The organism is Flavobacterium sp. AC274, assembly GCF_979258275.1.
This window is the reverse complement of sequence record NZ_OZ409852.1, coordinates 1,604,726-1,629,033: the sequence shown is the minus strand read 5'-3', so window position 1 is coordinate 1,629,033 and position 24,308 is coordinate 1,604,726. Positions and strand designations below refer to the sequence as shown.

Annotated in this window: 18 protein-coding genes, 1 tRNA gene and 3 pseudogenes; 16 read left to right on the top strand and 6 right to left on the bottom strand. The window is 33.4% G+C overall.

The annotated features are described in order from the left end of the window. Positions 1 to 46: 46 nt before the first annotated feature. The 3 genes and pseudogenes from ACZZZT_RS07525 to ACZZZT_RS07515 form a co-directional block, all read right to left on the bottom strand. Positions 47 to 1,837 carry a RagB/SusD family nutrient uptake outer membrane protein gene (locus tag ACZZZT_RS07525; protein ID WP_463459938.1) on the bottom strand — a complete coding sequence of 597 codons (1,791 nt, stop codon included), beginning with the start codon at positions 1,835 to 1,837 and terminating at the stop codon, positions 47 to 49. Positions 1,838 to 1,857: 20 nt separating this feature from the next. Further along, positions 1,858 to 5,073, bottom strand: a complete 3,216-nt coding sequence (locus ACZZZT_RS07520) for a SusC/RagA family TonB-linked outer membrane protein (protein ID WP_463459937.1) — start codon at positions 5,071 to 5,073, stop codon at positions 1,858 to 1,860. Positions 5,074 to 5,648: 575 nt separating this feature from the next. Beyond that, positions 5,649 to 6,814, bottom strand: a pseudogene (locus ACZZZT_RS07515) (MFS transporter). A gap of 102 nt (positions 6,815 to 6,916) precedes the next feature. Here ACZZZT_RS07515 and ACZZZT_RS07510 point away from each other — a divergent pair. From ACZZZT_RS07510 to ACZZZT_RS07495, 4 genes are all read left to right on the top strand, one after another. Continuing rightward, positions 6,917 to 7,750 carry an AraC family transcriptional regulator gene (locus ACZZZT_RS07510; protein ID WP_042567258.1) on the top strand — a complete coding sequence of 278 codons (834 nt, stop codon included), beginning with the start codon at positions 6,917 to 6,919 and terminating at the stop codon, positions 7,748 to 7,750. Between the two features lie 133 nt (positions 7,751 to 7,883). After that, a complete protein-coding gene (locus ACZZZT_RS07505; protein WP_463459936.1) occupies positions 7,884 to 8,207 on the top strand; it encodes a hypothetical protein in 324 nt (107 codons plus the stop codon). Positions 8,208 to 8,370: 163 nt separating this feature from the next. Further along, complete coding sequence (locus ACZZZT_RS07500; RefSeq protein ID WP_073396433.1) at positions 8,371 to 8,898, top strand: DUF3347 domain-containing protein; 528 nt, start codon at positions 8,371 to 8,373, stop codon at positions 8,896 to 8,898. 2 nt (positions 8,899 to 8,900) lie between these two features. Further along, positions 8,901 to 9,461, top strand: a complete 561-nt coding sequence (locus ACZZZT_RS07495; protein WP_463459935.1) for a helix-turn-helix domain-containing protein — start codon at positions 8,901 to 8,903, stop codon at positions 9,459 to 9,461. 216 nt (positions 9,462 to 9,677) lie between these two features. Here the strand turns inward: ACZZZT_RS07495 and ACZZZT_RS07490 are convergent, their stop codons facing one another. Further along, entirely contained in the window at positions 9,678 to 9,908 is a 231-nt protein-coding gene (locus ACZZZT_RS07490; protein WP_463459934.1) for a DUF2683 family protein, read from the bottom strand. A gap of 414 nt (positions 9,909 to 10,322) precedes the next feature. Here ACZZZT_RS07490 and ACZZZT_RS07485 point away from each other — a divergent pair, with 414 nt between their 5' ends. The 4 genes from ACZZZT_RS07485 to ACZZZT_RS07470 all read left to right on the top strand — a co-directional run bounded on the left by ACZZZT_RS07485 (position 10,323) and on the right by ACZZZT_RS07470 (position 15,947). Beyond that, positions 10,323 to 12,857 (top strand): heavy metal translocating P-type ATPase, encoded by a 2,535-nt coding sequence (locus ACZZZT_RS07485; RefSeq protein ID WP_463459933.1) that lies wholly within the window; start codon positions 10,323 to 10,325, stop codon positions 12,855 to 12,857. 10 nt (positions 12,858 to 12,867) lie between these two features. Further along, on the top strand, positions 12,868 to 15,105 hold the full coding sequence (locus ACZZZT_RS07480; RefSeq protein ID WP_463459932.1) for a multicopper oxidase domain-containing protein: 2,238 nt from the start codon (positions 12,868 to 12,870) through the stop codon (positions 15,103 to 15,105). A gap of 89 nt (positions 15,106 to 15,194) precedes the next feature. Then, on the top strand, positions 15,195 to 15,752 hold the full coding sequence (locus ACZZZT_RS07475; protein WP_463459931.1) for a hypothetical protein: 558 nt from the start codon (positions 15,195 to 15,197) through the stop codon (positions 15,750 to 15,752). A 39-nt stretch (positions 15,753 to 15,791) separates the two neighbouring features. After that, positions 15,792 to 15,947 (top strand): hypothetical protein, encoded by a 156-nt coding sequence (locus ACZZZT_RS07470; RefSeq protein WP_463459930.1) that lies wholly within the window; start codon positions 15,792 to 15,794, stop codon positions 15,945 to 15,947. Positions 15,948 to 16,090: 143 nt separating this feature from the next. Here the strand turns inward: ACZZZT_RS07470 and ACZZZT_RS07465 are convergent. Further along, positions 16,091 to 16,542, bottom strand: a pseudogene (locus ACZZZT_RS07465) (DUF4442 domain-containing protein). A gap of 231 nt (positions 16,543 to 16,773) precedes the next feature. On the opposite strand from ACZZZT_RS07465, the gene ACZZZT_RS07460 reads away from it, so the two are divergent. The 5 genes from ACZZZT_RS07460 (at position 16,774) to ACZZZT_RS07440 (ending at position 21,118) form a co-directional block, all read left to right on the top strand. Next, on the top strand, positions 16,774 to 17,253 hold the full coding sequence (locus tag ACZZZT_RS07460) for a DUF4870 domain-containing protein (protein WP_242607249.1): 480 nt from the start codon (positions 16,774 to 16,776) through the stop codon (positions 17,251 to 17,253). Positions 17,254 to 17,404: 151 nt separating this feature from the next. Beyond that, positions 17,405 to 17,737, top strand: coding sequence for a PadR family transcriptional regulator (locus ACZZZT_RS07455; RefSeq protein ID WP_007804050.1), 333 nt, complete (start codon positions 17,405 to 17,407; stop codon positions 17,735 to 17,737). Between the two features lie 3 nt (positions 17,738 to 17,740). Next, positions 17,741 to 19,426 (top strand): PspC domain-containing protein, encoded by a 1,686-nt coding sequence (locus tag ACZZZT_RS07450; RefSeq protein ID WP_463459929.1) that lies wholly within the window; start codon positions 17,741 to 17,743, stop codon positions 19,424 to 19,426. A 41-nt stretch (positions 19,427 to 19,467) separates the two neighbouring features. After that, positions 19,468 to 20,202, top strand: coding sequence for a head GIN domain-containing protein (locus ACZZZT_RS07445; protein ID WP_463459928.1), 735 nt, complete (start codon positions 19,468 to 19,470; stop codon positions 20,200 to 20,202). 40 nt (positions 20,203 to 20,242) lie between these two features. Continuing rightward, a complete protein-coding gene (locus tag ACZZZT_RS07440; RefSeq protein ID WP_463459927.1) occupies positions 20,243 to 21,118 on the top strand; it encodes a GIN domain-containing protein in 876 nt (291 codons plus the stop codon). 160 nt (positions 21,119 to 21,278) lie between these two features. Here ACZZZT_RS07440 and trxB read toward each other — a convergent pair whose 3' ends face one another. Next, positions 21,279 to 22,226: a thioredoxin-disulfide reductase gene (gene trxB, locus ACZZZT_RS07435; RefSeq protein WP_042567246.1), complete on the bottom strand. Its 948-nt coding sequence runs from the start codon at positions 22,224 to 22,226 to the stop codon at positions 21,279 to 21,281. A gap of 152 nt (positions 22,227 to 22,378) precedes the next feature. Between trxB and ACZZZT_RS07430 the strand changes: the two genes are divergently transcribed. The 3 genes and pseudogenes from ACZZZT_RS07430 (at position 22,379) to ACZZZT_RS07420 (ending at position 24,303) form a co-directional block, all read left to right on the top strand. After that, a tRNA-Pro gene (locus tag ACZZZT_RS07430) sits at positions 22,379 to 22,453 on the top strand. A gap of 296 nt (positions 22,454 to 22,749) precedes the next feature. After that, on the top strand, positions 22,750 to 23,154 hold the full coding sequence (locus tag ACZZZT_RS07425) for a septal ring lytic transglycosylase RlpA family protein (RefSeq protein WP_463459926.1): 405 nt from the start codon (positions 22,750 to 22,752) through the stop codon (positions 23,152 to 23,154). Between the two features lie 380 nt (positions 23,155 to 23,534). Beyond that, a pseudogene (locus ACZZZT_RS07420) lies at positions 23,535 to 24,303 on the top strand (ParA family protein). Positions 24,304 to 24,308: the final 5 nt, after the last annotated feature.

Genomic DNA, 24,308 nt, shown 5'->3' with positions numbered 1-24,308 from the left:
GTTTTCATAAACATGATGTCTTATAATTAATTAATAATTGTTGAGATTAATAATTGTAATCATTAACCAATTTACCATTACTTCCATCAATAAACACTTGCCATATTGGCCAGAATTGTCTGTTATCAGGATTAACACCAGCTTTGTAAAGCGTATTTATCTTAGTATCGGTTGCTGTGCCTGTCCATGTCCATTCAAAATCTGTGTAATCTGCGCTCGGCTTAACAACTTCTCCTCGATTTAAACCATATATATCTAAACTTACATTATCTGATTTATATTTAAAATATAAAGTAGCCGGTACATCAGAATATTCGCCTATGTGTTGAGATAAGTTTGTCATTTTTACTTTGGCTTCATCTAATTTTGCTTTTAGCAAATTCCAACGAATAAGAGCCTGTTTACGTTCCATTTCTCCTGTAAACTCATATTTATTCTCTTCAACAAGAGCATTAAACATTTCAGCTTTTCCTGTTAAAGCATCTACATAACTTTCAACTTTATCAGCGTGAACTGCTGCCGGGAAAGCTCTTCTGCGTATTTCTTTTAAATATGGTGCTGCTGCAGATGGCCCTTCTATTTCATTGGCTGCTTCTGCTGCAATTAAAAGTACCTCGGCATAACGCATATAAATTTTATTTACACCATCATCATTTGTTGAAGTAACAAAACGTGTCATCCATTCGTAACGATATTTTCCAAAATACCAAGTATTTAAAGCTCCAAGTTCCTGTTTTGCAATGTTATTTACAGCTGTACCATATTTATAAGGCACACAGGTAACATCTCTACGGGTATCTGCCTGATCGTAATCGTAAAAAACAAAAGGAAGTGGTCCTGCAGTTCCTCCACGATTTGCTCCATTTGCATGAAATTGATCGTTTGTAGTGTGACGCACTGCAAATGTAAATAACATACGGCCTCTGCCTTCTGAAAACGGAAGTTCCCAAAGAGATTCTCCACCTGCAACTATGTATTCCTGGTTGTATTTTCTCCAAAATGTTTCAAAAGAAGTCTCTAAATGTGCTGATCCGCTTGAAATTACAGAACGACATTCTGCTAATGCCAATGCATACATATTAGGAACCGATAGTTCAGGATCTGAACTTCTTCTTACACCATCAGGATATTGCTGGTAACCACTTGCTACCATTGCCAATCGTGCACGAAAACCTTTTACGAAAGCTTTATTAATTCTTTCAACACTTGTTGTTGCTGCAGTTTCACCCGGCCACGGAACTAATGTTGCCGCTTCTCCTAAATCTGCAAGAAGCTGTTTGTAAATCACATCTCTACTTGTTTTTTCAATATAAAGTGTTGCATTGTTCACGGGTTCAAATCTCGCAGGTACATCTCCCCATGCTTTTATCAAATCAGCATAATAAATTGCTCTTAATGTCAAAGCTTCTCCCAATAAATAACCCAGCTCAGATCCTGCTGTTGGATTACCGTAAGTACGTAAACCACGAATACAAATATTAGCACGCTCAATTCCTGAATACATCATTGCCCAGGCATTGTTTGTTGTGTTCATTTGAGAATTATTCTTTTGTGCATCATAAGTACATAAATCTGAAGCATCACTTACTGTTTGAGAAGAATTATACCATTCCACATCGGTATTTAAACCGTAAAAAGGAAGAAAACGACCTCTGTAAGAGTTGGTTTCTGCAAACGGAATTTTAATTCCGTCAATTGCGCCTTCTGCTAATCCCGGACTAGAAAAAATAACTGATTCGTCTAATGTTGATTCTGCCGGAGCATCTAAATAATCATCTGAGCAGGAAGTAAATATACTTGCTAGAATAATTCCTGCTATTAATATTTTATGTTTCATCTTGTGAAAGTTTTACTGAATTAAAAATTAAGGTTTAAGCCAAATATCAACTGTCTGCTTCTTGGATAAGCTGAATAATCAACTCCAGGAGTAAGCGGTGAATTTCTTCTTGTTGAAGATTCAGGATCAGGACCTGTGTATTTAGTCCAAACAAAAACATTACTGGCTGTAAAATAAAATCTCAATTTGGAAATTCCTAAAGCAGAAGTTAAATCATTTGGTGTTGTATAACCTAAACTCAAAGTATTAAGTCTCAAGAAAGACCCGTCTTCAACAGCCCAGTCACTAAAAACATAACGTGGCATATAAGGTGACCACATTGATGTATTTGCATTTAAGGCAGCCAAACCATCAGGATCTGTTACTAATTGTCCTGAAGCAGGATCAAGGTTTGTCCATCTTTTTCCATCAGCCATTTCAGAATTTAAATTTCTGTATTGTCCATTTGGAACCGAAGTAGAAAATTCAATTTTGTTTGCATTATAAACATCATTTCCAATACTATAGTTAAAAGCCGCAGAAAGATCAAATCCGTAAGCATTAGCATTCAACACAAAACCTCCCGTACTTTTTGGATTTGCATTTCCAATAACAGTTAAATCATTAGCATTTACTTTACCATCGCCGTCAATATCTTTTAATTTCATTGCACCCGGTTTCATTGTTCCAACAATAGTTGTACCGTCTGGCACTCCGGTTTTTAAAGTATAAGTCCCTCCGTTATAGTCAAAATCAGACACTTCATAACGTCCATCACTTTTATATCCGTACATAAGTCCTATAGGCTCTCCAGCGTTTACTAAGAAGTCATTTCCAATAGCTGTAGAAGCCCATCCTGAACTCGCTCCGAAATTACTCATTACGCCTAGCGAATTAATTTTATTGGTATTAAATCCAGCATTAAAAGAGATGCTTACTCCATACTTACTTCTTTCAATAAGATTTAGATTTAAAGTTGCCTCAACACCACTGTTTTGCACCTCGCCCATATTTCTGTATTGATAATCATATCCTCCTCCTGCAATTGGAAAGTTTATTAATAAATCTTTCGTGATATTTTTATACACCTCAACAGATCCTGTAACACGATTTTTGAATAAGTCAAAATCTAAACCTATGTTTTGTGTTACTGTCGTTTCCCATTTTAAATCCGGATTAGCCATTGTTTTAGAAGCTGCCCAGAAATTATCAACACCATTAATCCATGTAGAAGTAGAAGATATGAAACTTTGAACCATTTGCCCAGTTGGTATATTATTATTACCAGCCTCACCGTAACTTACTCTTAGTTTTAGCAAATTAACCCATGAAGCATTTTTCATAAATTCTTCTCCTGAAATTTTCCATGCTGCTGCTGCTGCCGGAAAAAATCCCCATTTATTATCTCCTAAAAATTTACTTGAACCATCTGCACGATAAGTAGCCGTAAAAAGATAGCGGTCTTTATAATCATAATTCACACGACCAAAGAAAGAAAGTAATTTATCATCCGGAAAATAGAAATTATCAACCGAAACCGGTGTTCCCTGAGTTGTCAGCTTTTTTGCCTGATCCAAACCAAAAGATAAAGGATAACCATGAAGTGCAGTATTTACATCATTTCTTTGATAGTCTATAGACTCTTCACCTAAAAGGAATTTTAAACTATGATTTTCTCCAACTATTTTTTTAAGATCATAGTTAAGTGTATTTGCATTTCTAAAACGAGTATCTTTTCTATCTCCTAATATCATAGCAGGCATACCTTGTCTTTCTGCCGCAGGATTATTTTTTACATAATAAGTTGAACGCCCGTAATAACGGTAATCTAAATAATTATAATTATCCAGACCTAATTCTGTTTTAAACACTAAATCTGAAGTAAGTTTCCATGAAAAACTACCTAACAAATTATAGTTTTTTCTGAATTGCTGGCGATCGGTATCATAAATAGCCACAAAAGGATGTGTTAGATTTTCAGAAACTGCTTCATCTGTATCATCTGTTGTTAAACCCGGAACTGGAATAGGAGCATAACCTACAACATTTTTTAAACGAGAGTCTGCAGACGAAACCTCATTTTGTTCATTCATCCCTCCACCATTAATTTCCGTGTCTGAATAACGTACTGTAAATGAAAGATCTACTTTATCAGAAGCTTTACTATTTAAAGCAAGTGATAAGTTATTTCTATTAAAATCTGAACCCAGCATAATCGCTTTTTCATCATAATGAGCATAGTTAAAATTATAATTCATTTTATCAGAACCACCACGAATAGATAAATCACGGCTCTGAACTTCACCCGTACGTCCAAAAACTTGTCTTTGCCAATTATTGCCTTTCATGCCTTTGTACATATCATAATCATTCCATGAACCAAAATATTTCTCATAAGAGCTTAAATCAGTATTATCCTTAAGTGAAGCATATTCATACTGCCACTTAACATAATCTTCCGGAGAGGTAACACCAATAGTATTGGCTATTTTTTTCATACCGTAAAACATATTATAGTTTACGGAAATCTTACCATCTTTACCTTTTTTTGTAGTAACAATAACAACTCCATAAGCACCTCTGGAACCGTAGATTGCTGTAGATGAAGCATCTTTTAATATGGTCATCGTATCAATATCAGAAGATGAAATATCATTAATGTTATTTACCGGAAATCCATCTACTATATATAAAGGAGATGCATCTTGTGTTAAAGAACCGTTTCCACGAATTCTAATCTGAACATTTGAATCTGGTGAACCTTCAGAAGAAGTTACCTGAACCCCCGCTATACGTCCTGTTAAAGCTTCTGCAACGTTGGGAACTGGAATTTTTCGCATCTCATTTCCGGAAAATGTAGCAACAGCACCGGTCAAATCAGATTTCTTTGACGTTCCATATCCAATTACTACAACTTCATTTAAGTTATTAGAATCTTCAGCCAATGAAATATCAAGCTTCGTTTTTCCTTCTGTCGAGACTTCTTTGGTTTTAAATCCTATAAAAGAGAAATTAAGAATTGCCTTCGCATTTGTTAGTTTAAGTTTATAACGACCATCAAAATCTGTAGAAGTACCATTCTTGGTTCCTTTTTCCAACACGTTAACGCCAGGAAGCCCCATACCCGAAGCATCTTTTACAGTACCTTCAAGCGTAACATTCTGCGCACTTATTTGATTGCTCATAAATAAGCCTAATAAGAAAACAAGTGCTAAACAGCATTTTGTTTTTTTATTAAATAAATCTTTAAAATTCATGGTTTTGTGTTTAAGTTATTAATTAGTCTAGTTTTTAGTGGTTTTTTGTTTTTTCTATATTTTTCTATAATTCTTTGGAAAGCTTTAGCATTACAACTACAACGATTTCTTTATTGTTGAAAAAAGAATTCTTTTCACATTAAAAACTTCATGTAATCGATTACACAAACATAGATATTTTTTTAGATAAAAAATTAAAAATCATAAAAATTTCCCAAAAAAATTACATATCAAAAAATAAAGTTATTTTTTCTATGACATGTGTAATTTATGCTAATAATAAATATTAAATATATTTTTATTAATAACCTATTTGATGTCTTTTTACTAAAAAAACAATCGATTACATGAAGAAAAATTATAAAATTATCAGGTGTAAAAATCACACTTAAAATAATTTCAAAAGAAGTTACTCTTCCAAAAATTTAACAAATAAAATAATACTTAACCCAAACCACATAAGTTTCCGGGCTTTGGAAAATCATCAACAAACGTTAAAAAAATTAACTTAAAAGTCATAAAAAAACCCTTGAACAATAAATGTCCAAGGGTTCAATTTAGAATAAATATTTTATTTAAGCGCTTTGCAGCTGTACCGAAGTTTTTCGACGTTGTATTAAAATAACGGTAATAATCATACCAATAATAGACATTCCGACACCTATAAGATTTGGAGATGCGTAACTATATCCAGCCACAAGAGGCAATCCGCCAAGAAAAGCTCCTAATGCATTTCCTATATTAAAACTTCCCTGCAGTGAAGCCGAAGCAATCATTTCGGCATCTTTGGCCGTTCTAATCATCAACATTTGAATTGGCGCAATAACTGAAAAAGAAATAGCTCCCGTTAAAAATGTTAGAAACAAAGAAGCATATTGATTAAAAGAGAAAAAATAAACTAAAATCAAATCAACAGACATTACAAACAATAAAGCCAATGTTGTTGGTGCCGGAGAAAATTTATCGGCCAGCTTACCGCCCGCAAAGTTTCCTACCACCATTCCGAACCCGGCCAAAATTAAAATATAAGAAACATCTTCTGGTGAAAACTTAGAAACATTGGTTAGTAAAGGTGCGATATAGCTAATCCAGGCAAACAATCCTCCAAAACCAATCGCCGTGATTCCGATAATCAACCACGCATCTATTTGCTGGAAAAACTTTAATTGTGTTTTCATATTCACAGTATTACTTTTCTCTAAGTTTGGCATCCACAAATAAATAAACAAAAAGGTAAGCAAACCTACAACAGCAATTAGTACAAAAGTATAACGCCAAATAAAATGATGCCCTATATAAGTACCAATAGGAACACCAATTAAGTTAGCCAATGTTAAACCAGAAAACATAATCGCAATTGCCTGAGCTTCTTTGCCTTTATCTGCCAAACGGCTTGCAACTACCGCTCCTACTCCAAAAAAAGCGCCATGTGGCAATCCGGAAAGAAATCGGGAAGCAAACAGAAAATTATAAGTTGGCGCAATAATAGAAAGCGCATTAAATACTGTTAGCATTAAAGCTAAAATTAAAAGCATTTTTTTGGAGCAAAATTTCGTCCAAGGATTACCAATAATGGTGCACCAATAACAACACCTAAAGCATAAGACGAAATTAAATATCCTGCAACAGGAATCGAAACTTTCATATCTAAGGCGATGTCCGGCAATAAACCCATCATCACAAATTCGGTTATCCCAATAGTTAAGCCTCCCAATGAGAGTGCAATAAGACTTTTTTTCATTTGTTTTTACAAGAAAGGAATAAATTTTCTATGGAGCAAATTTACCACTATACAGATTAAAATAAGTTGTACATTTGCGATATAAACTTGTAAATTTAAGTTATGCCAATCCTAAATCAATTTAAAACCCTGGTTATTGATGAATTTGAAGATGAGAAATTTCACCTTCCGCCACATACGCATACTTATTATGAAATTATTTATATAAAAAAAGGAAGCGGGGTTCATCATCTAAACAACAACTTATTACCATACAAATCTGGAGATTTGTTTGTAATTTCGCCAGAAGATGAGCATTATTTTGATATCAAAAAAAGCACTCGTTTCTTTTATATTAAGTTTACAGATAATTATTTCAATTCTAAACAGAATCTTACTTGCGATGAATTCTTAATTCATACTCCGGAAAGTTTCATGCGTGACAAAACACTAAAAGAAACAGTTCTTAAATTAGATGATCCCTGCAAAACAATATTAAAAAATACGATTGAAAACATTGCTGCTTACAATTGCAAAACCGATGTTTCGACCTCACCTATTGTATTTTACCAGATTCTTTCGATTTTTGGACTAATCAAGGAAACCATGCGTGGTTTGAATCTTGTTGTTAAGGGAAATTCTATTGATAACGAGCAAATCACTTCCTACATTCATCAAAACATTTATCAGCCAAAACTGGTTCAGATAAAAGTAATTGCGAGTCATTTTAATATCGCTGAAACTTATTTTAGTGCCTACTTCAAAAGAACTTTTAGTATTAGTTATCGCGATTATATTCATAATTTGAGAACAACCTTAATCGAAAAACGAATCCATAACAATCAATTGCCAATTAAACAAATTGCGTATGAATTTGGTTTCACCGATGAAAGCCACTTGTCGAATTATTTTAAAAAACGAAAAAATATGAAACCTACAGATTTCAAGAAAACATAAAATTGGAAATCTTAAATAAGTAGTCGCTCTTAAAAAAAATGGCTAAATTTGTAATTCTAAAAGTATTTTCATTGGCAAAAAAATCCACATATTATCTCTTGTTCTAACGCTTGGCTTCTTTTTGATGTCAAACATGGGTTATGCTTGTGGAAAAACTTCTGAAACAACCTCTTGTGAAAAGAAAGCAATTTCTAAAAAAGAAACTACTGATTCTTGTCAAAAAGATTGCTGCAAAAAAAGTCATGATTCAAAAAAAGACCAACACGGCTGTAGCGGAAAATGTGATCATTCTGGTTGCACTACTTCTGGATTACAATTTAGTTTGATTGCTATAAATGAATTTGAATTCAACAGTAATCTATTTAATTTTTCTTTTAAAAAGACGATTCCTTATTACAAAAACAGTAGTCTTTCTGACGGCTTTACTTCTATTTGGCAACCGCCAAAAATAGGATAATTGTATTTGTGACAGCCATAATTGGGGGCTTTGCCACAAAGGCGCTAAGGCACTAAGAATATTAAACTTTGTGTTTCTACGGCTCAGCGAGGGAATACTTTCAACAAAAAAATATTTATTGAACTTAGAGAAGATTTATATTCTCTACTAAAATTACATAAAAATGAAAAAATCAATTTCAACCATAATCGCTATAATTGCATTATTATTTAATACAAATAATATTCAGGCAACTACAATAAAAATAGAAACTACAACAGAAGATGTAGATTCAAGTCAGTTACAAACTGTTTATAATGCATATTTTACAGTAAAAGATGCACTTATAAAAAGTGACAGTAAATTAACTTCGGCGAAAGCCGCAGCTTTATTAACCGCTATTTCTGCTGTAAAAATGGACAAATTAAAAAGCGACGAACATACTGCGTGGATGAAAGTTATGAAAAAACTAACTGCAGATGCTAAAAGTATTTCGGCTACGACAGATCTTAAAAAACAACGTGAGACTTTTAAATCGCTTTCAAAAAATACTTACGAACTAATTAAAGTTTCAAAATCTACAGAAGTTGTTTACAAACAATATTGCCCAATGGCCGATGCTGATTGGTTAAGCAAAGAAAAAGCAGTTAAGAATCCGTATTACGGTTCTTCGATGTTGACTTGTGGAAACGTCGTTGAAACAATCAAATAAATATGAAGCTTTACATCAAAAATATGGTGTGCGCTCGCTGTAAAATGGTCGTGGAGTCTGAGTTTGAAAAACTCGGACTTCTGGCTATTTCTGTTGAATTGGGCGAAGTTGAACTGAAAGATGCTATTACAGACAGTCAAAAAGAAGTTTTGCTCAAAAATCTCCAATATTTAGGTTTTGATTTAATAGATGATAAAAAAAGTAAGACTGTCGAGAAAATAAAAAATCTGATTGTTGATTTGGTTCATCACAAAAACAATGATCTCAAAATCAATTTATCCGATTATTTGTCTACAAACCTCAATCAGGATTATAACTCATTGAGTAATCTTTTTTCAGAAATCGAAAACACAACGATCGAAAAATACTTTATCAGTCAGAAAATTGAGAAAGTAAAGGAATTACTTGTTTATAATGAACTTTCGTTAAGTGAAATCGCGGATATTTTAAACTATAGTAATGTCGCGCATTTAAGCAATCAATTCAAGAAAATCACAGGTTTTACACCTACTCATTTTAAACAATCGAAGGATAAAAAACGGATACAGATCGAGAATTTGTAATTGTTTTTAACCTCGAAGTTTTACGCAAGATGGTAAACATAGCCAATGGTTTCAACCATTGGGGCGCAACGAATTTATTACGATATGCTGCCAAGGTTAAGACCTTACGCTATATTTACAAAAAAACGTGCTAAATCATTAGCACGTTTTTTTATTTATCTTAACAATGTCCCATTGCAGAAATCAACAATAGTTAATTTATCTTTGCTTCTGGAATTATTTCAACCCTAAACTTCCCCATATATCATTTGGATCAAGTGTTATACTTTTTGATTTTCCAGTGTTATAATCATCATAACTTTTCTTAATCTTTGCAACAAATTCAGGATTATATGGACTTTCCTCTTCCTCTATTTTTATACTTTTATTTGTAACAGCTAACAACTTTGCAACTTCAAGCAATGCCTTGCCTGCTTTTGTTCGCTCGTTTATAGTTATAGTTGTCATAATTTTGTAATTTTATTATTACAAAGATACAAATAAATCAAACCATTTGAATTGTATCGAGAATTTGTGAGTTTTTAAACACAAAGGGCGCAAAGATTTACGCAAAGTTCGCAAAGATGACAAACATAGCCAATGGTTTCAACCATTGGGGTGTATATCGGGATAAATTCGTTGCGTTCCAATGGTTGAAACCATTGGCTATATTTTCTAAAGATTCGCAAAGTTATTTTAGGTAAAGCTTTACATCCGAGACTTTGGGATGCATTTTTATAAAACCTTGTATATTAAATAAACTTTGCGCTTTTTGCGATTAAATACCCTTTTGTAAATCTTACAAATCATTCTCAAAATTATACAACATGAAGTAAACCTTACTTCAGAAATTTGCATTGTAATACTTTAAAAGATAAAACAATGACTCATCAATATATAATTTCAGGAATGTCGTGTGATGGCTGTCGCAAGAAAGTTGAAAAAACTTTAAACGCCGTAGAAGGAATTCAGGCTGAAGTAACTTTAAATCCTCCATTGGCGACTATTACAATGGAAAAACATGTTCCGACTGAGAAATTTCAAGAAGTTTTAACGGAAGCCGGAAAGTATACCATTGAGATGAATTCTCCAAAAAATGAATCAGAACCTGCAGTTAAATCTTGTTGTTCCGGTCATAAAAAAGAGGAACATAAAACACATCATCATAAAAAAGAAACAACTCACAATCACAATACAACGGGAGTTTTTTATTGTCCGATGCATTGCGAAGGCGATAAAACGTATGATAAGCCGGGAGATTGTCCCGTTTGCGGAATGGATTTAGTACCGCAAGTTGCCATAAATGCGACACAATTTACCTGCCCGATGCATCCCGAAATTGTTTCTGACGAACCTGGCGATTGCCCAATTTGCGGAATGGATTTGGTTCCGATGCAGGTTTCTGAAAATGAAGAAAACAAAACCTATACTGATTTATTAAAGAAAATGAAGATTGCGATTTTATTTACGCTTCCCATCTTTATTATTTCAATGTCAGAAATGATTCCCAATAACCCTCTTTATAAACTAATGTCTATAGAAAACTGGAATTGGGCTCAGTTTTTATTTTCAATTCCGGTTTTATTTTATGCCGGATGGATGTTTTTTGTTCGTGCTTATAAATCAATTGTTACATGGAATCTAAACATGTTTACGCTAATTGGAATTGGAACGAGCGTTGCATTCTTATTTAGTATTGCCGGAATGTTCTTTCCAGATATTTTTCCAACTGAATTCAAATCGCACCACGGAACTATTCACCTATATTTTGAAGCTGCAACGGTAATTATCACTTTAGTTTTATTGGGACAACTGCTAGAAGCTAAAGCACATGGGCAAACCAACGGCTCTATAAAAGAATTGTTGAAATTAGCACCAACTGAAGCCACTTTGGTCGAAAACGGAAATGATAAAGTAATTTCAATTCATAATATTAAAAAAGGAGACTTATTACGCGTAAAACCCGGAGAAAAAATTCCCGTTGACGGAAAAATTACTAGCGGAGAAAGCAATATCGATGAAGCCATGATTACCGGCGAACCGATTCCGGTTGATAAAAAAGTGGGAGATCCTGTAATTGCAGGAACTATAAACGGCACCAAATCGTTTGTAATGATTGCCGAAAAAGTAGGCTCAGAAACCTTGCTTTCGCAGATTATTCAAATGGTAAATGACGCAAGCCGTTCCAGAGCGCCAATACAAAAACTGGCAGATCGAGTGGCTAAATATTTTGTTCCAACTGTTGTCACTATTTCTGTTTTGACCTTTGTTATATGGGCAAAATTCGGTCCTGAACCTTCCTATATATATGGATTAATAAATGCCATTGCCGTTTTAATAATTGCCTGTCCTTGTGCTTTAGGATTAGCAACTCCAATGTCGGTTATGGTTGGTGTAGGCAAAGGAGCGCAATTCGGTATCCTGATAAAAAATGCTGAAGCGCTTGAAAACATGAGTAAAATTGATGTTCTAATTACTGATAAAACCGGAACCATTACCAAAGGAAAACCATCTGTAGAAAAAATCTACTCTATTAATAATAATGAAAATGAATTATTGCAAAACATTGCTTCACTAAATCAAAACAGCGAGCATCCTTTGGCGCAGGCCGTCGTAAATTTTGCAAAAGCGAAAAATCTAACTTTACTTGAAGTTCCGGATTTTGAAACCGTTACCGGAAAAGGAGTTATTGGAACTGTAAATAACTCTAAAGTCGCTTTAGGAAACAAAAAACTAATGATTCAGGTTAATGCATCTATTGCTGAAGATATTGAAAACAGAATTATTGCAGAGCAAAACTTAGGCAAAACAGTTTCTTATATATCTATAAATAAAGCTGTTGTTGGCTATGTAACGATTACAGATGCTATTAAAGAAAACAGTGCAAAAGCCATTAAAGATTTGATAGATCAGGGCGTTGAAGTTATTATGATGACAGGCGACAATAATAATACGGCAAAAGCTGTCGCTGAAAATTTACACTTAAGTTCGTTTAAAGCAGATTGCTTGCCAGAAGACAAACTAAAAGAAATTCAGCGTTTGCAAGCCGAAGGTAAAATTGTAGCCATGGCCGGCGACGGAATCAACGATGCTCCGGCTTTAGCACAAGCAAATATTGGAATCGCAATGGGAACTGGAACTGATGTTGCTATTGAAAGTGCTAAAATAACACTCGTAAAAGGAGACTTAAACGGAATCGTAAAAGCTAAAAAACTAAGTCATTCCGTGATGAAAAACATCAAACAGAATCTATTTTTTGCTTTTATATATAATGTATTAGGTGTACCAATTGCAGCAGGAATTTTATATCCTGTATTCGGGATTTTGCTTTCTCCGATGTTGGCTGCTTTGGCCATGAGTTTGAGTTCAGTTTCTGTTATTGTAAATGCTTTGCGATTGCGAAATCTAAATCTTTAAAAAAATCAATATGAGACTATATACCTTTTTGATTGTCTTTCTGATTGCTTTTAATGCAAAAGCACAAAAAGTAGTTCGTTACGATTTACATGTTCGGGATACAATTGTAAATTTCTCCGGAAAAGAAAAGCGCGCCCTTACGGTTAATGGACAAATTCCGATGCCGACATTGACTTTTACCGAAGGTGATATTGCCGAGATTTATGTTCATAACGATTTAAAAAACGAAGATACGGCGTTGCATTGGCACGGATTATTTCTTCCAAATAAAGAAGATGGTGTTCCATATTTAACACAAATGCCTATAAAACCAGGAACAACCCACAAGTATACTTTCCCGATTATCCAGAACGGAACCTATTGGTATCACAGCCATTCTGGTTTGCAGGAACAAATTGGTTTATACGGACTTTTTATCATCAACAAAAAGAAAGACGATGCCACTTTTAGAAAAGGAATTGACGATTTACCAACTATTCCGGTTATTTTAAGTGAATGGACAGATTTGAAACCGGAGAATGTTCAACGAATGCTTCACAATGCAAACGACTGGTTTGCGATAAAAAAAGGAACAACACAAAGTTATTCTGAAGCGATCCAAAAAGGACAATTTTCTACAAAAATTACTAACGAATGGAAACGCATGAACGCGATGGACGTAAGTGATGTTTATTATGAGAAGTTTTTAATTAATGGAAAAAATGAAGATCAGCTTTCACAATTTAAACCGGGTGATAAAGTAAGATTGCGAATTGCAAACGGTGGCGCCTCAAGTTATTTCTGGCTTACTTATGGCGGCGGAAAAATAACCGTTGTGGCCAGCGACGGAAACGATGTTGAACCTGTAGAAGTTGACCGATTGATTATTGCGGTTTCTGAAACCTATGATGTTGTGGTTACAATTCCTGAAGATAAAAAGTCTTTTGCTTTTTTAGCTACAGCCGAAGACAGAACCGGATCTGCATCCTTATTTTTAGGCGAAGGCACTAAACAACCTGTTGCTCATCTTTCCAAATTAAAATATTTTGACGGCATGAAAATGATGAACGATATGATGAAGATGAATGGCGAAATGAATGATATGGGCATGAACATGTCGCTCAACAAAATGGATATGAATGCCGTAATGTATCCTGAAATTTCCGGTGAAGAGGAATCAGCAAAAAAAGAAGATCATTCTATGCATAATATGGAAGGGATGGAAATGGCAAATGATTCTACTGAAACTTCTGAAATTGTAACATTAAATTACGGAATGCTGAAATCTCCAACAAAAACAACACTTCCAAAAGATGCGCCTGTAAAAGAATTGCGTTTTGAATTGTCAGGAAATATGAATCGTTATGTTTGGAGCCTCGATAATAAAGTAGTTTCTGAAACGGATAAAATATTAATTAAAAAAGGTGAAAATGTTCGGATTGTACTGTACAACGGATCGATGATGCGTCACCCAATGCATTTACACGGTCATGATTTTAGAATTCTGAACGAACATGGCGAATATTCTCCGCTAAAAAATGTGATTGATATTATGCCGATGGAAACGGACACGATAGAATTTCAGGCAAATGCCGATGGCGACTGGTTTTTTCACTGTCATATTTTATATCACATGATGGCTGGAATGGGACGCATTTTTAGTTATGAAAATTCAGCGCCAAATCCGTTGATTCATCATCCTGAAATGGCGTACAAAATGTTAAAAATGGACGATAGAATGTTTCATTTTATGGCAGAAAATGATTTTGCTTCAAACGGAAACGACGGTGAAGCCATGTACAGCAACACCCGCTGGAGCATTGGAACAGAATGGCGATTGGGTTACAGCGACAAACACGGTTACGAAACCGAAACCCATATTGGTCGTTATATAGGTAAAATGCAATGGTTTATGCCTTTTATAGGTTTTGACTGGCGCTATCGAAAAATGGGAATGGACGAACAGGAACAAAATCTTTTCGGACAAAGTAATACAAAAGACAATCGCTCTGTTTTTAGTGCCGGTATGGAATATACTTTACCAATGCTTGTAAAAGCGCAAATAGAGGTTTATACCGATGGGAATGTGAGACTACAATTTGAAAGAAAAGACATTCCGCTTTCCAGACGTTTGAGAATGAACTTAATGTGGAATACAGATAAAGAATATATGGCAGGTTTGAAATATATCGTCGCCAGAAATTTTGGAATTACGACACATTATGATAGTGATATGGGAATTGGTTTTGGAGTTAATTTGAATTATTAATTTTTTATATTAGCCAAAGATTAAAAGACTAACTCAGATTTTCTTAATCTTTTAAATTCTTTAATCTGTGGCTAAAAAAACTAACAACTATGACATTAGAAGACTTCAAAAAGAATTTCAACAATCAAATTACTGACGAATTAACTTTATTCTTTGAAATAAACGATGAACTCGGATTCGAAAATTACTCCCAGGGTTTTGGATTATATGAAGATGATAAATCCGGAATTTCGACCTGGTCTGAAGATCCTGTTTTTTTAGATAAACTAATGCCTTTTGCACAGGCAAACGGATCTGGCTCGATGTATGTTTTATGGAATAACGACTCAAGTAAATCTTTAAACGAATTGCCAATAGTTGTTTTTGGGGATGAAGGCGGTTATCATATCGTAGCAAAAAACATCTTCGAATTTATGCAATTGCTAACTTTTGATAATGAGATTTCTGTAGATCACGAAGAAGCTTATTTTTATAAAGATGAAGACGATTATGAAGAAAGTGAAAATTTGCCTGAATATAGAGTATGGCTCAAAGAAAATTTTAAGCTAGATCCGATTGAAGAAACAGAAGCAATTTTGGCAGAAGCACAAAAAACATATAAAGCTGAATTTGACCAATGGGTTTCTCAATTCTACTCAGAAAATTAAATTATAATACATCATACAAACATTTAAAAAAGAATAAAAATGAAAAAAGTATTTACCCTTTTAGCAATAGCTTTATTTACAATTAGCACGCAGGCACAAGAAACAAAACCGGCTCCTAAAAAAGAAACAGCAAAAAAAGAATCATGTTGCAAAAAATCGACAAAAGATAAAAAAGCGTGTTGTGCAAAAAAATAATCGAAATTCTATTTCAACAAAAAAGACCTCAAATTGAGGTCTTTTTTTATGGTTCCTTTTGCCACAGATTAAAGGATTAAAAAGATTTCTATTTTGAAATCAATAAAAAAATCATTTCAATCTGTGAAATCTGTGGCAAAAGACTATTTTACTCTAATACTCCATTCAAAATCCATTTCAGAAACCTGAACTCCTTTTTCATCAGTTCCTATAGATTTCATCCAGAAAGTTTGCCCCTCACCTGTTTCAATAGTTTTTTTAATGGCATCGGCAATTAAATGTCCGTCGTTACAAACAAAAGTGATTCTTCCAGTTGCTTTTTTAGTAAAGTTACCTTTATTATTAGCGACTAACATTGAGATTTTTTTCCGCTTTGCTGAATTTGTGAAATCACCAGAGCTCCGGTCGTTAACTCTGCCGCCATTGCCTGCACGGCAAAATACATTGAATTAAAAGGATTTTGATTTATCCAACGGTGTTTTACGCTTACTATACAAGTTTTATCATCGATAGCTTTAACACGTACACCGCAAATATACGCGGACGGTAATTTGAAGAATACAAATTTGTTGAGTTTAGAAACTGAAATTGCCATGTGATTTATTTTTTTATGTAAAAATACAAAAAAACTATGCACGCACAATAAATGGTTAAAACTTTCCAAAAACCTCCGTAAAATCAGGTATTAACACTGATTTTCAGTACCTTTTTGTGTTAAATAAAATATCATATTTGTTAATATTTTGTTAATATTTGGTACTATGCAAAACAAGATACTGTCTTTTAGCCATATATTTGTATAAGAAATTACTATATGCTTTTAATCATGGAAACAACAACACCACTCATCATGGAAACAACATCAGAAAAGAACACTGCAACGTTCACACATTTAAGTACATTAAGTCAGTATATCATTCCTTTTGGAAATTATATTTTTCCAATACTAATCTGGACGAGTTACAAAGACAAATCAGAATTTGTAAATCACCACGGAAAACAGGCTTTAAATTTTCAGTTAAGTTTATTGCTTTACACTTTGATCTTAGCCTTAATTGCTATTCCGATTTTCATCATTGTATTTCTTCAAAACCTTCCTATGGAAGCTGTTTTTAACGATGAAGATTTTGTTATTAGAAATTTCAATTTTCAGGGTAATATCGGCTTACTAACAATTGGTGCAACAGCTGTAGTACTTTTTGGATTACTAAAAGTTGTGGAATTCTTTTTAGTGATTTATGCTTCAATAAAAACTTCAAACGGAGAATATTACAAGTATCCGTTAACGATTCCTTTTATAAAATAGGCTTCGACTCCGCTCAGCCTGACAAAAAAAATTAAAAGTTATAGTCGAAACCATACAGACAATCAATCAGAAATAGTTTCGAAATCAATCATCAATCAAAATCATCAATCAAAAAACGAATTGTTCAATCTAAAAAAAACAAAATGAAATTATGAACATTGAAAACACAAAAGCACAGATGCGCAAAGGTGTTCTTGAATTTTGCATCTTATCTGTTTTAAAAGAAAAAGACGCATACACATCAGAAATATTAGACACTTTAAAAAACGCAAAATTATTAGTGGTTGAAGGAACAGTTTATCCTCTTTTAACCAGACTCAAAAACGACGGTTTACTGAATTATCGCTGGGAAGAATCGACTTCCGGACCACCACGAAAATATTATGGATTAACCGAAATAGGACAAACTTTTTTAAACGAACTTAACGGTACCTGGACAGAATTGTCTGACGCCGTAAAACTAATCACCAATCAAAATCAATAAGTCATGAACAAAACAGTAAATATTAACTTAGGAGGTATGTTTTTTCACATCGATGAAGATGCATACTTAAAATTAACGCGCTATTTTGACGCCATAAAACGATCATTAAACAACTCATCTGGTCAGGATGAAATTATTAAAGATATCGAAATGCGTGTTTCTGAACTATTAACAGAAAAACAAAAAAGCGACAAACATGTTGTGGGATTGAAAGATGTTGAGGAAGTGATTGTAGTAATGGGACAACCTGAAGATTACATCATTGAAGATGACGAAAAACCAAATCAGTCTTTTAATGACTATGCAAACAGAAAAACCAAAAAATTATATCGTGATAAAGAAAAAGGTATGATTGGTGGTGTTGCAACAGGTTTAGGACATTATTTTGGAATTGATGCCGTTTGGATCAAAATCATATTCTTAATATTTGTTTTTGCAGGTTTCGGAACTGGGATCTTAGCTTATTTTGTTCTTTGGATCGTAACGCCGGAAGCAGTTACCACTTCTGAAAAATTAGAAATGACTGGCGAACCGGTAACCATTTCAAACATTGAGAAAAAAGTTCGTGAAGAAATTGAATCGTTATCTGATAAATTTAAAAGTGCAGATTATGATAAAATGGGAAACCAGGTAAAGTCGGGAGCTGAGAGAATAAGTAGTTCATTTGGAGACTTTATCATGACAATTTTTAAAATTTTCGCTAAATTTTTAGGAGTAGTTTTAATCATGTCAGGAATTAGCGTTTTAATCATGTTACTGATTGGGGTTTTTACTTTAGGAACAAATGTTTTTGTTGATTTCCCATGGCAAAACTTTGTTGATGCAGGAAACTTTACAGATTACCCTATCTGGTCATTTGGTTTATTGATGTTCTTTGCAGTTGGAATTCCGTTTTTCTTCCTTACGCTATTAGGTTTCAAATTGTTATCTCCAGATTTAAAATCAATTGGAAACATCACAAAATATACCTTGTTAGCAATCTGGATTATCGCAGTAGCAATTGCAATAAGCATTGGAATTAAACAAGCCACTGAAATTTCTTATGATAATAAAACTATTGAGAAAAAAGAGATCGGTATTAGTCCAAACGATACACTTTATGTAAAGTTTAGATATAATGATTACTATGCTAAAGACTTAGATCACCACAGAGATTTTCAATTTGTACAGGATTCTGCCAACAATCAATTGATTTATTCTACAGATGTTCGTTTGCATGTTTTACGTACTGATGAATCTAATGCATACCTGCAAATAGAAAAAAGTGCAAGAGGAAATTCATTTACAAATGCTAAAAAAAGAGCAGAAAAAATAAATTATAAGATTGAAATTAACGGAAATCATTTAATTTTGGATAATTATTTTCTTACGGATGTAAAAAACAAATTCAGAGGACAAGAAGTTGACATTTATCTATACTTGCCAGAAGGACAGTTATTTAAACCAGATTCTTCTGTACAAGATTACGACGATTCTGAAGATGATTTTTTCAACTTACACTTTAGTGGAAATTACAACTACAAGGTAGAAGGTTCGAAAATTAAATGTTTTGATTGCCCGCCAAATGAAGAAGATTATGACGATGTTAGCATTGAAGAGAATCAAAACGACAATGATACAATAAATGAAGTTTCGGTTAAAATTAACGGTAAAGAAGTTTTAAACGGAAAAAAACTAAAGGAAAACTAACCACTGATAAAAACGGAGTAATAATCAAAATTAACTAAGCCATGATCAAAATAATCATTCATATTACGAAATTCATTATTGCCACAATTACCGCATTGTTATTTGCCTCTTGTAATTTTAACATGAATACTGTTGAAGGCAGCGGAAATGTGACTACTGAAAAAAGAATTGTTGAGGGAGATTTTAAAAACATATCTGTAAGCAATGCCATTGATGTTGTAATCGAACAATCTGACGCAACCGAAATTACGGTTGAAGCTGATGATAATTTGCAGAAAGAAATTATAACTAAAGTAGAAAACGGAACTTTAATAATTAAATGCAAATTCAGTTCTTTCCGCAACATAACAATGAAAAAAGTTACTGTAAAAGTACCTTCTCTTGAAAAAATTGAAGCTTCGAGTGCTTCAACTGTACAAAGCAAAAATGTTTTTCAGGGAGAAAATATAGATCTTGAATCATCTAGTGCAGCAACTATGGATCTTAACATTGAATCTGATAATATTTCGGCTACATCAAGCAGCGGAAGTTCTATTAACGTTCAGGGAAAAGCTTTAAAAGTTCAAACAAGAGCTTCGAGCGGTGCAAGTGTTGATGCCGGAAAATTATTGGCAAACGAAGTAAACGCAGATGTTTCAAGCGGAGGAACTATAAATGTGCATCCAATTGTAACACTTAAAGCAGAAGCAAGCAGCGGAGGCCATATTAATTATGACATAGCTCCTAAAACAATCGAGAAAAAATCAAGTTCAGGAGGAAGCATCAGTCAGGGATAAATATTTATCTGTTAAATATAAAAGAAATCATTCATCAAAAGTGGATGATTTTTTTATATTTGTCCAAATCAAATCTAGAATTAATGAAAAAAAGTACAGCCTTACTCCTATTATTATTAGTTACGACATTAACTTTTGCACAAAAAGAGAGAAACTAAAAGGATCTAAAATCGTAACCACTTCTATTAAAGAAGTAGGAGAATTTGATGGAATCGAAGCCGATGACAATCTGGAAGTTTATCTGGAACGTGGAGAGAAAAACGAAATCAAAATCGAAGCCGATGACAATTTACACGAAATCATCGGAATGGATTTAAGAGATAAAATGCTTCGTTTATACACAACAAAAGAAAGCACCATTTTTAAGAAATTAATTGTTCGCGTTACGTACACAAAATCTCTTAATAAAGTAATTGCAAAAAATGAATCAGTCATTTATGCCATACAAGAACTTCAATTAGATGATATTACATTTAACAGTTATGATTATTCTAAATTATTTCTGAATGCAAATTCTAAAAAATTTACCTTAATTGCTGATGATAAATCAAAAACAGAATTAAATTTAAAATCAGATGATGGTACGTTACAATTAAGTAAAAATGCTTCAATTAAAGCATTGGTAGCTGCAATAAAATTTAAATGTGATTTGTATCAAAAAGCAAATGCTGCAATTGAAGGAATTACCGAAAAAGGAACTATTCGTTTAGACAACAATTCTACTTTTACAGGAACTAAATTCACCTTAAAAGAAGCAAATGTTACTACAGAAGGATATTCAACAGGAACTATTCTTGCAGAAACCACTATTTCGATAGCTGCAGGAGACAAATCAGAACTTACATTATTTGGAAATCCAAAAATTGAACTTACCCGTTTTTCTGAAGAAGCAAAATTGATTAAAAAACTTAAATAGTTTCAAGTTTCAGGTTCTCTTTGTTCAAGTTGTTGGAACGTTATAAAATAAAAGTCCCATTCGCCGCGGCGAATGGGACTTTTATTATTTTATTGGCTTGCTAATTAACGGTTCCAAGAACTTGAAACCTGAAACAAAGAAAACCTGAAACAATTTTCACTTATTCCTTAGACGCTAAATATCTTTCAGCATCAAGTGCAGCCATACAACCAGTACCTGCAGCTGTAATTGCCTGACGATATACATGATCTGCAGCATCACCGGCTACAAAAACACCATCAACATTTGTTTTAGATGTTCCTGGTACATTTATAATATAACCTGTTTCATCAAGAGTAATATAATCTTTAAAAATATCTGTATTTGGTTTATGACCAATTGCAACGAAAAATCCTGTTGCAGGAATTTCAATTACGTCCCCTGTCGTTTTGTTTAATGCTTTAATGGCATGAACAACGTTGTTGTCACCTAAAACTTCTACAGTATCGTGATTCATTAAAATCTCGATATTTTCAGTTTTGCGAACACGTTCTTCCATAATTTTCGAAGCTCTGAATTTTTCGCTTCTTACCAACATGGTTACTTTTTTACAAAGTTTAGATAAGTAATGTGCTTCTTCACAAGCAGAATCTCCTGCTCCAACAATAACAACTTCCTGATTACGGTAGAAAAATCCGTCGCAAACAGCGCAGGCAGAAACTCCTCCACCCATGTTTAGGTAATGTTGTTCTGAAGGCAACCCTAAATATTTAGCCGAAGCTCCTGTAGAAATAATAACGGTTTCACAGTGCAATTCGATTGCATCGTTAATCCAAACTTTATGAATATCTCCTGAAAAATCAACTTTTGTAGCCCAGCCATCACGAATATCAGCACCAAAACGTTTTGCTTGTTCTTGTAACTGAACCATCATTTCAGGACCTGTAACACCATCAACATAACCCGGAAAATTCTCTACCTCATTTGTCGTAGTCAATTGACCACCAGGCTGCATTCCTTGATATAATATTGGATTCATATTTGCTCTGGCAGCATAAATTGCAGCAGTATAACCCGCCGGACCAGAACCAATAATTAGGCATTTAATTTTTTCGATTGTATCTGACATAATATGTATAGTTTTTAGTGATGCAAAGGTAAACTTTATTATAAAAAATTCCCCTCAAAATAAATCCTAAATAACTATCTTAAAATAAGTTTTATTTATTTTGAAATTTTTCTTTTGTAAACAGAATTTATTACTATATTTGCATCCGCTTACGGGGTGTAGCGTAGCCCGGTTATCGCGCCTGCTTTGGGAGCAGGAGGCCGCAGGTTCGAATCCTGCCACCCCGACAAAAGTCTTTTCATATTAATTGGAAAGACTTTTTTTTTGCACTAAAATTAAAATTAAAATCACAGATAGAACAGTTTATCGTGTCCCGATTAAAAATTGGGAAGACCACAGGTTCGAATCCTGCCACCCAACAAAAGTCTTTTCATACTTCCTATACTTTTTTCGTGACTTCTGTTTTCTGTCTTTTAAACATTCTATTAAATAATAATCAATTATGTCTTTTTATACAATTAATAGAACTTCTTAAATACATCAGATTTTCACCAATTTATTCTCTTTGTGCAAAATTTTAAAAATGAAAAAAATATTCCTATATATTGTTTTCCTTTTTTCTCTCAGCATTTCGGCACAAGAATGTAGGGATTCGATAGAAGAAAAGACAGAAATTAAAAATCTTAAATTGTTCAAAGAAAATGCTCACGCCTCTTATTATCATGATAAATTTGATGGAAGAAAAACAGCAAGCGGCGTAAGATTTGACAATAGTAAATTGACTGCAGCTCATAAAAAACTTCCATTTGGTACAAAACTAAAAATTACAAACGAAAAAAATAACAAATCAGTTATTGTGGTAGTTACAGATAGAGGTCCATTTATAAACGGAAGAGAAATTGACCTGAGTAAGAAAGCTTTTATGGATATTACCTCAAACAAAAAAGGTGGGGTCGTTTTCGTAAAAATTGAGATTATAGAAAATTAAATTAATAGTCTTTTCAATTTTCTAAGAAACTGTTTTCCTCTTTAATAATTCTTTTAACAAAAAAAATGAATCCATTAAAATGTTATTAATTATCAAATAATAACATTTTATGTACAGCCAGTTTAGCAAAAGCTATAAAGAGAAAAATTAAACAGCCTAAAAAATATTATTTTTGCTTCAAAATCAAAAACTGGAGTTTTATTCCATTTTAAAGACAAAACAGAAAGAATTTTCGGAGCCATTTTTTCTTTATTTTAAGAATTAAAATCCCCGAAACACGCACGAAACAACGGTAAATTAAAGTTTATCGAATGTTAACAAAATAGATTTTCAAAAACCATAAATAATTGTATTTTTACGGTTCAAAATTCAGAAAATAAATGGGCAAAATCATTGCGATTGCTAATCAAAAAGGAGGCGTTGGAAAGACTACTACATCTGTAAATCTTGCAGCCTCATTAGGTGTTTTAGAAAAGAAAGTATTATTGATCGATGCTGATCCTCAAGCGAATGCTACGTCTGGCCTAGGGATTGACGTAGAATCTGTTGAAATCGGTACGTATCAAATACTTGAACATAGCCACACCCCAAAAGAAACTGTTGTTAAATGTTCAGCTCCGAATGTTGATGTAATTCCAGCTCACATTGACCTTGTTGCCATCGAAATCGAATTGGTTGATAAAGAAAACAGAGAGTACATGCTTAAAAAAGCACTAGAAAGTGTAAAAGACGAGTATGATTATATCATTATCGACTGTGCACCTTCGTTAGGTTTATTAACACTAAACGCTTTAACAGCTGCTGATTCTGTAGTTATTCCTATTCAGTGTGAATATTTTGCACTTGAAGGATTAGGAAAAATTATTGAACACCATAAAAAGTATTCAAAAAATACACAACCCGGATCTTGATATCGAAGGATTACTACTAACCATGTATGATTCAAGATTACGTTTATCAAATCAGGTTGTGGAAGAGGTTCAAAAACACTTTAATGATATGGTTTTTGATACCGTTATTCAGCGAAATGTGAAATTAAGTGAAGCACCTAGTTTTGGTGAAAGCATCATTAATTATGACGCAACCAGCAAAGGAGCAGTTAATTACATTAATTTAGCTCAGGAAATTATAAAGAAAAACAGTAAATAGTTTTT

Bases quoted from the DNA above. Each gene is read 5' to 3' on its own strand.
- trxB (WP_042567246.1), bottom strand. From the start codon at position 22,226: ATGTCAGATACAATCGAAAAAATTAAATGCCTAATTATTGGTTCTGGT.
- ACZZZT_RS07425 (WP_463459926.1), top strand. From the start codon at position 22,750: ATGAAAAAAATATTCCTATATATTGTTTTCCTTTTTTCTCTCAGCATT.
- ACZZZT_RS07480 (WP_463459932.1), top strand. From the start codon at position 12,868: ATGAGACTATATACCTTTTTGATTGTCTTTCTGATTGCTTTTAATGCA.
- ACZZZT_RS07485 (WP_463459933.1), top strand. From the start codon at position 10,323: ATGACTCATCAATATATAATTTCAGGAATGTCGTGTGATGGCTGTCGC.
- ACZZZT_RS07510 (WP_042567258.1), top strand. From the start codon at position 6,917: ATGCCAATCCTAAATCAATTTAAAACCCTGGTTATTGATGAATTTGAA.
- ACZZZT_RS07445 (WP_463459928.1), top strand. From the start codon at position 19,468: ATGATCAAAATAATCATTCATATTACGAAATTCATTATTGCCACAATT.
- ACZZZT_RS07490 (WP_463459934.1), bottom strand. From the start codon at position 9,908: ATGACAACTATAACTATAAACGAGCGAACAAAAGCAGGCAAGGCATTG.
- ACZZZT_RS07520 (WP_463459937.1), bottom strand. From the start codon at position 5,073: ATGAATTTTAAAGATTTATTTAATAAAAAAACAAAATGCTGTTTAGCA.
- ACZZZT_RS07500 (WP_073396433.1), top strand. From the start codon at position 8,371: ATGAAAAAATCAATTTCAACCATAATCGCTATAATTGCATTATTATTT.
- ACZZZT_RS07505 (WP_463459936.1), top strand. From the start codon at position 7,884: ATGGGTTATGCTTGTGGAAAAACTTCTGAAACAACCTCTTGTGAAAAG.
- ACZZZT_RS07525 (WP_463459938.1), bottom strand. From the start codon at position 1,837: ATGAAACATAAAATATTAATAGCAGGAATTATTCTAGCAAGTATATTT.
- ACZZZT_RS07495 (WP_463459935.1), top strand. From the start codon at position 8,901: ATGAAGCTTTACATCAAAAATATGGTGTGCGCTCGCTGTAAAATGGTC.
- ACZZZT_RS07460 (WP_242607249.1), top strand. From the start codon at position 16,774: ATGGAAACAACAACACCACTCATCATGGAAACAACATCAGAAAAGAAC.
- ACZZZT_RS07470 (WP_463459930.1), top strand. From the start codon at position 15,792: ATGAAAAAAGTATTTACCCTTTTAGCAATAGCTTTATTTACAATTAGC.
- ACZZZT_RS07450 (WP_463459929.1), top strand. From the start codon at position 17,741: ATGAACAAAACAGTAAATATTAACTTAGGAGGTATGTTTTTTCACATC.
- ACZZZT_RS07455 (WP_007804050.1), top strand. From the start codon at position 17,405: ATGAACATTGAAAACACAAAAGCACAGATGCGCAAAGGTGTTCTTGAA.
- ACZZZT_RS07475 (WP_463459931.1), top strand. From the start codon at position 15,195: ATGACATTAGAAGACTTCAAAAAGAATTTCAACAATCAAATTACTGAC.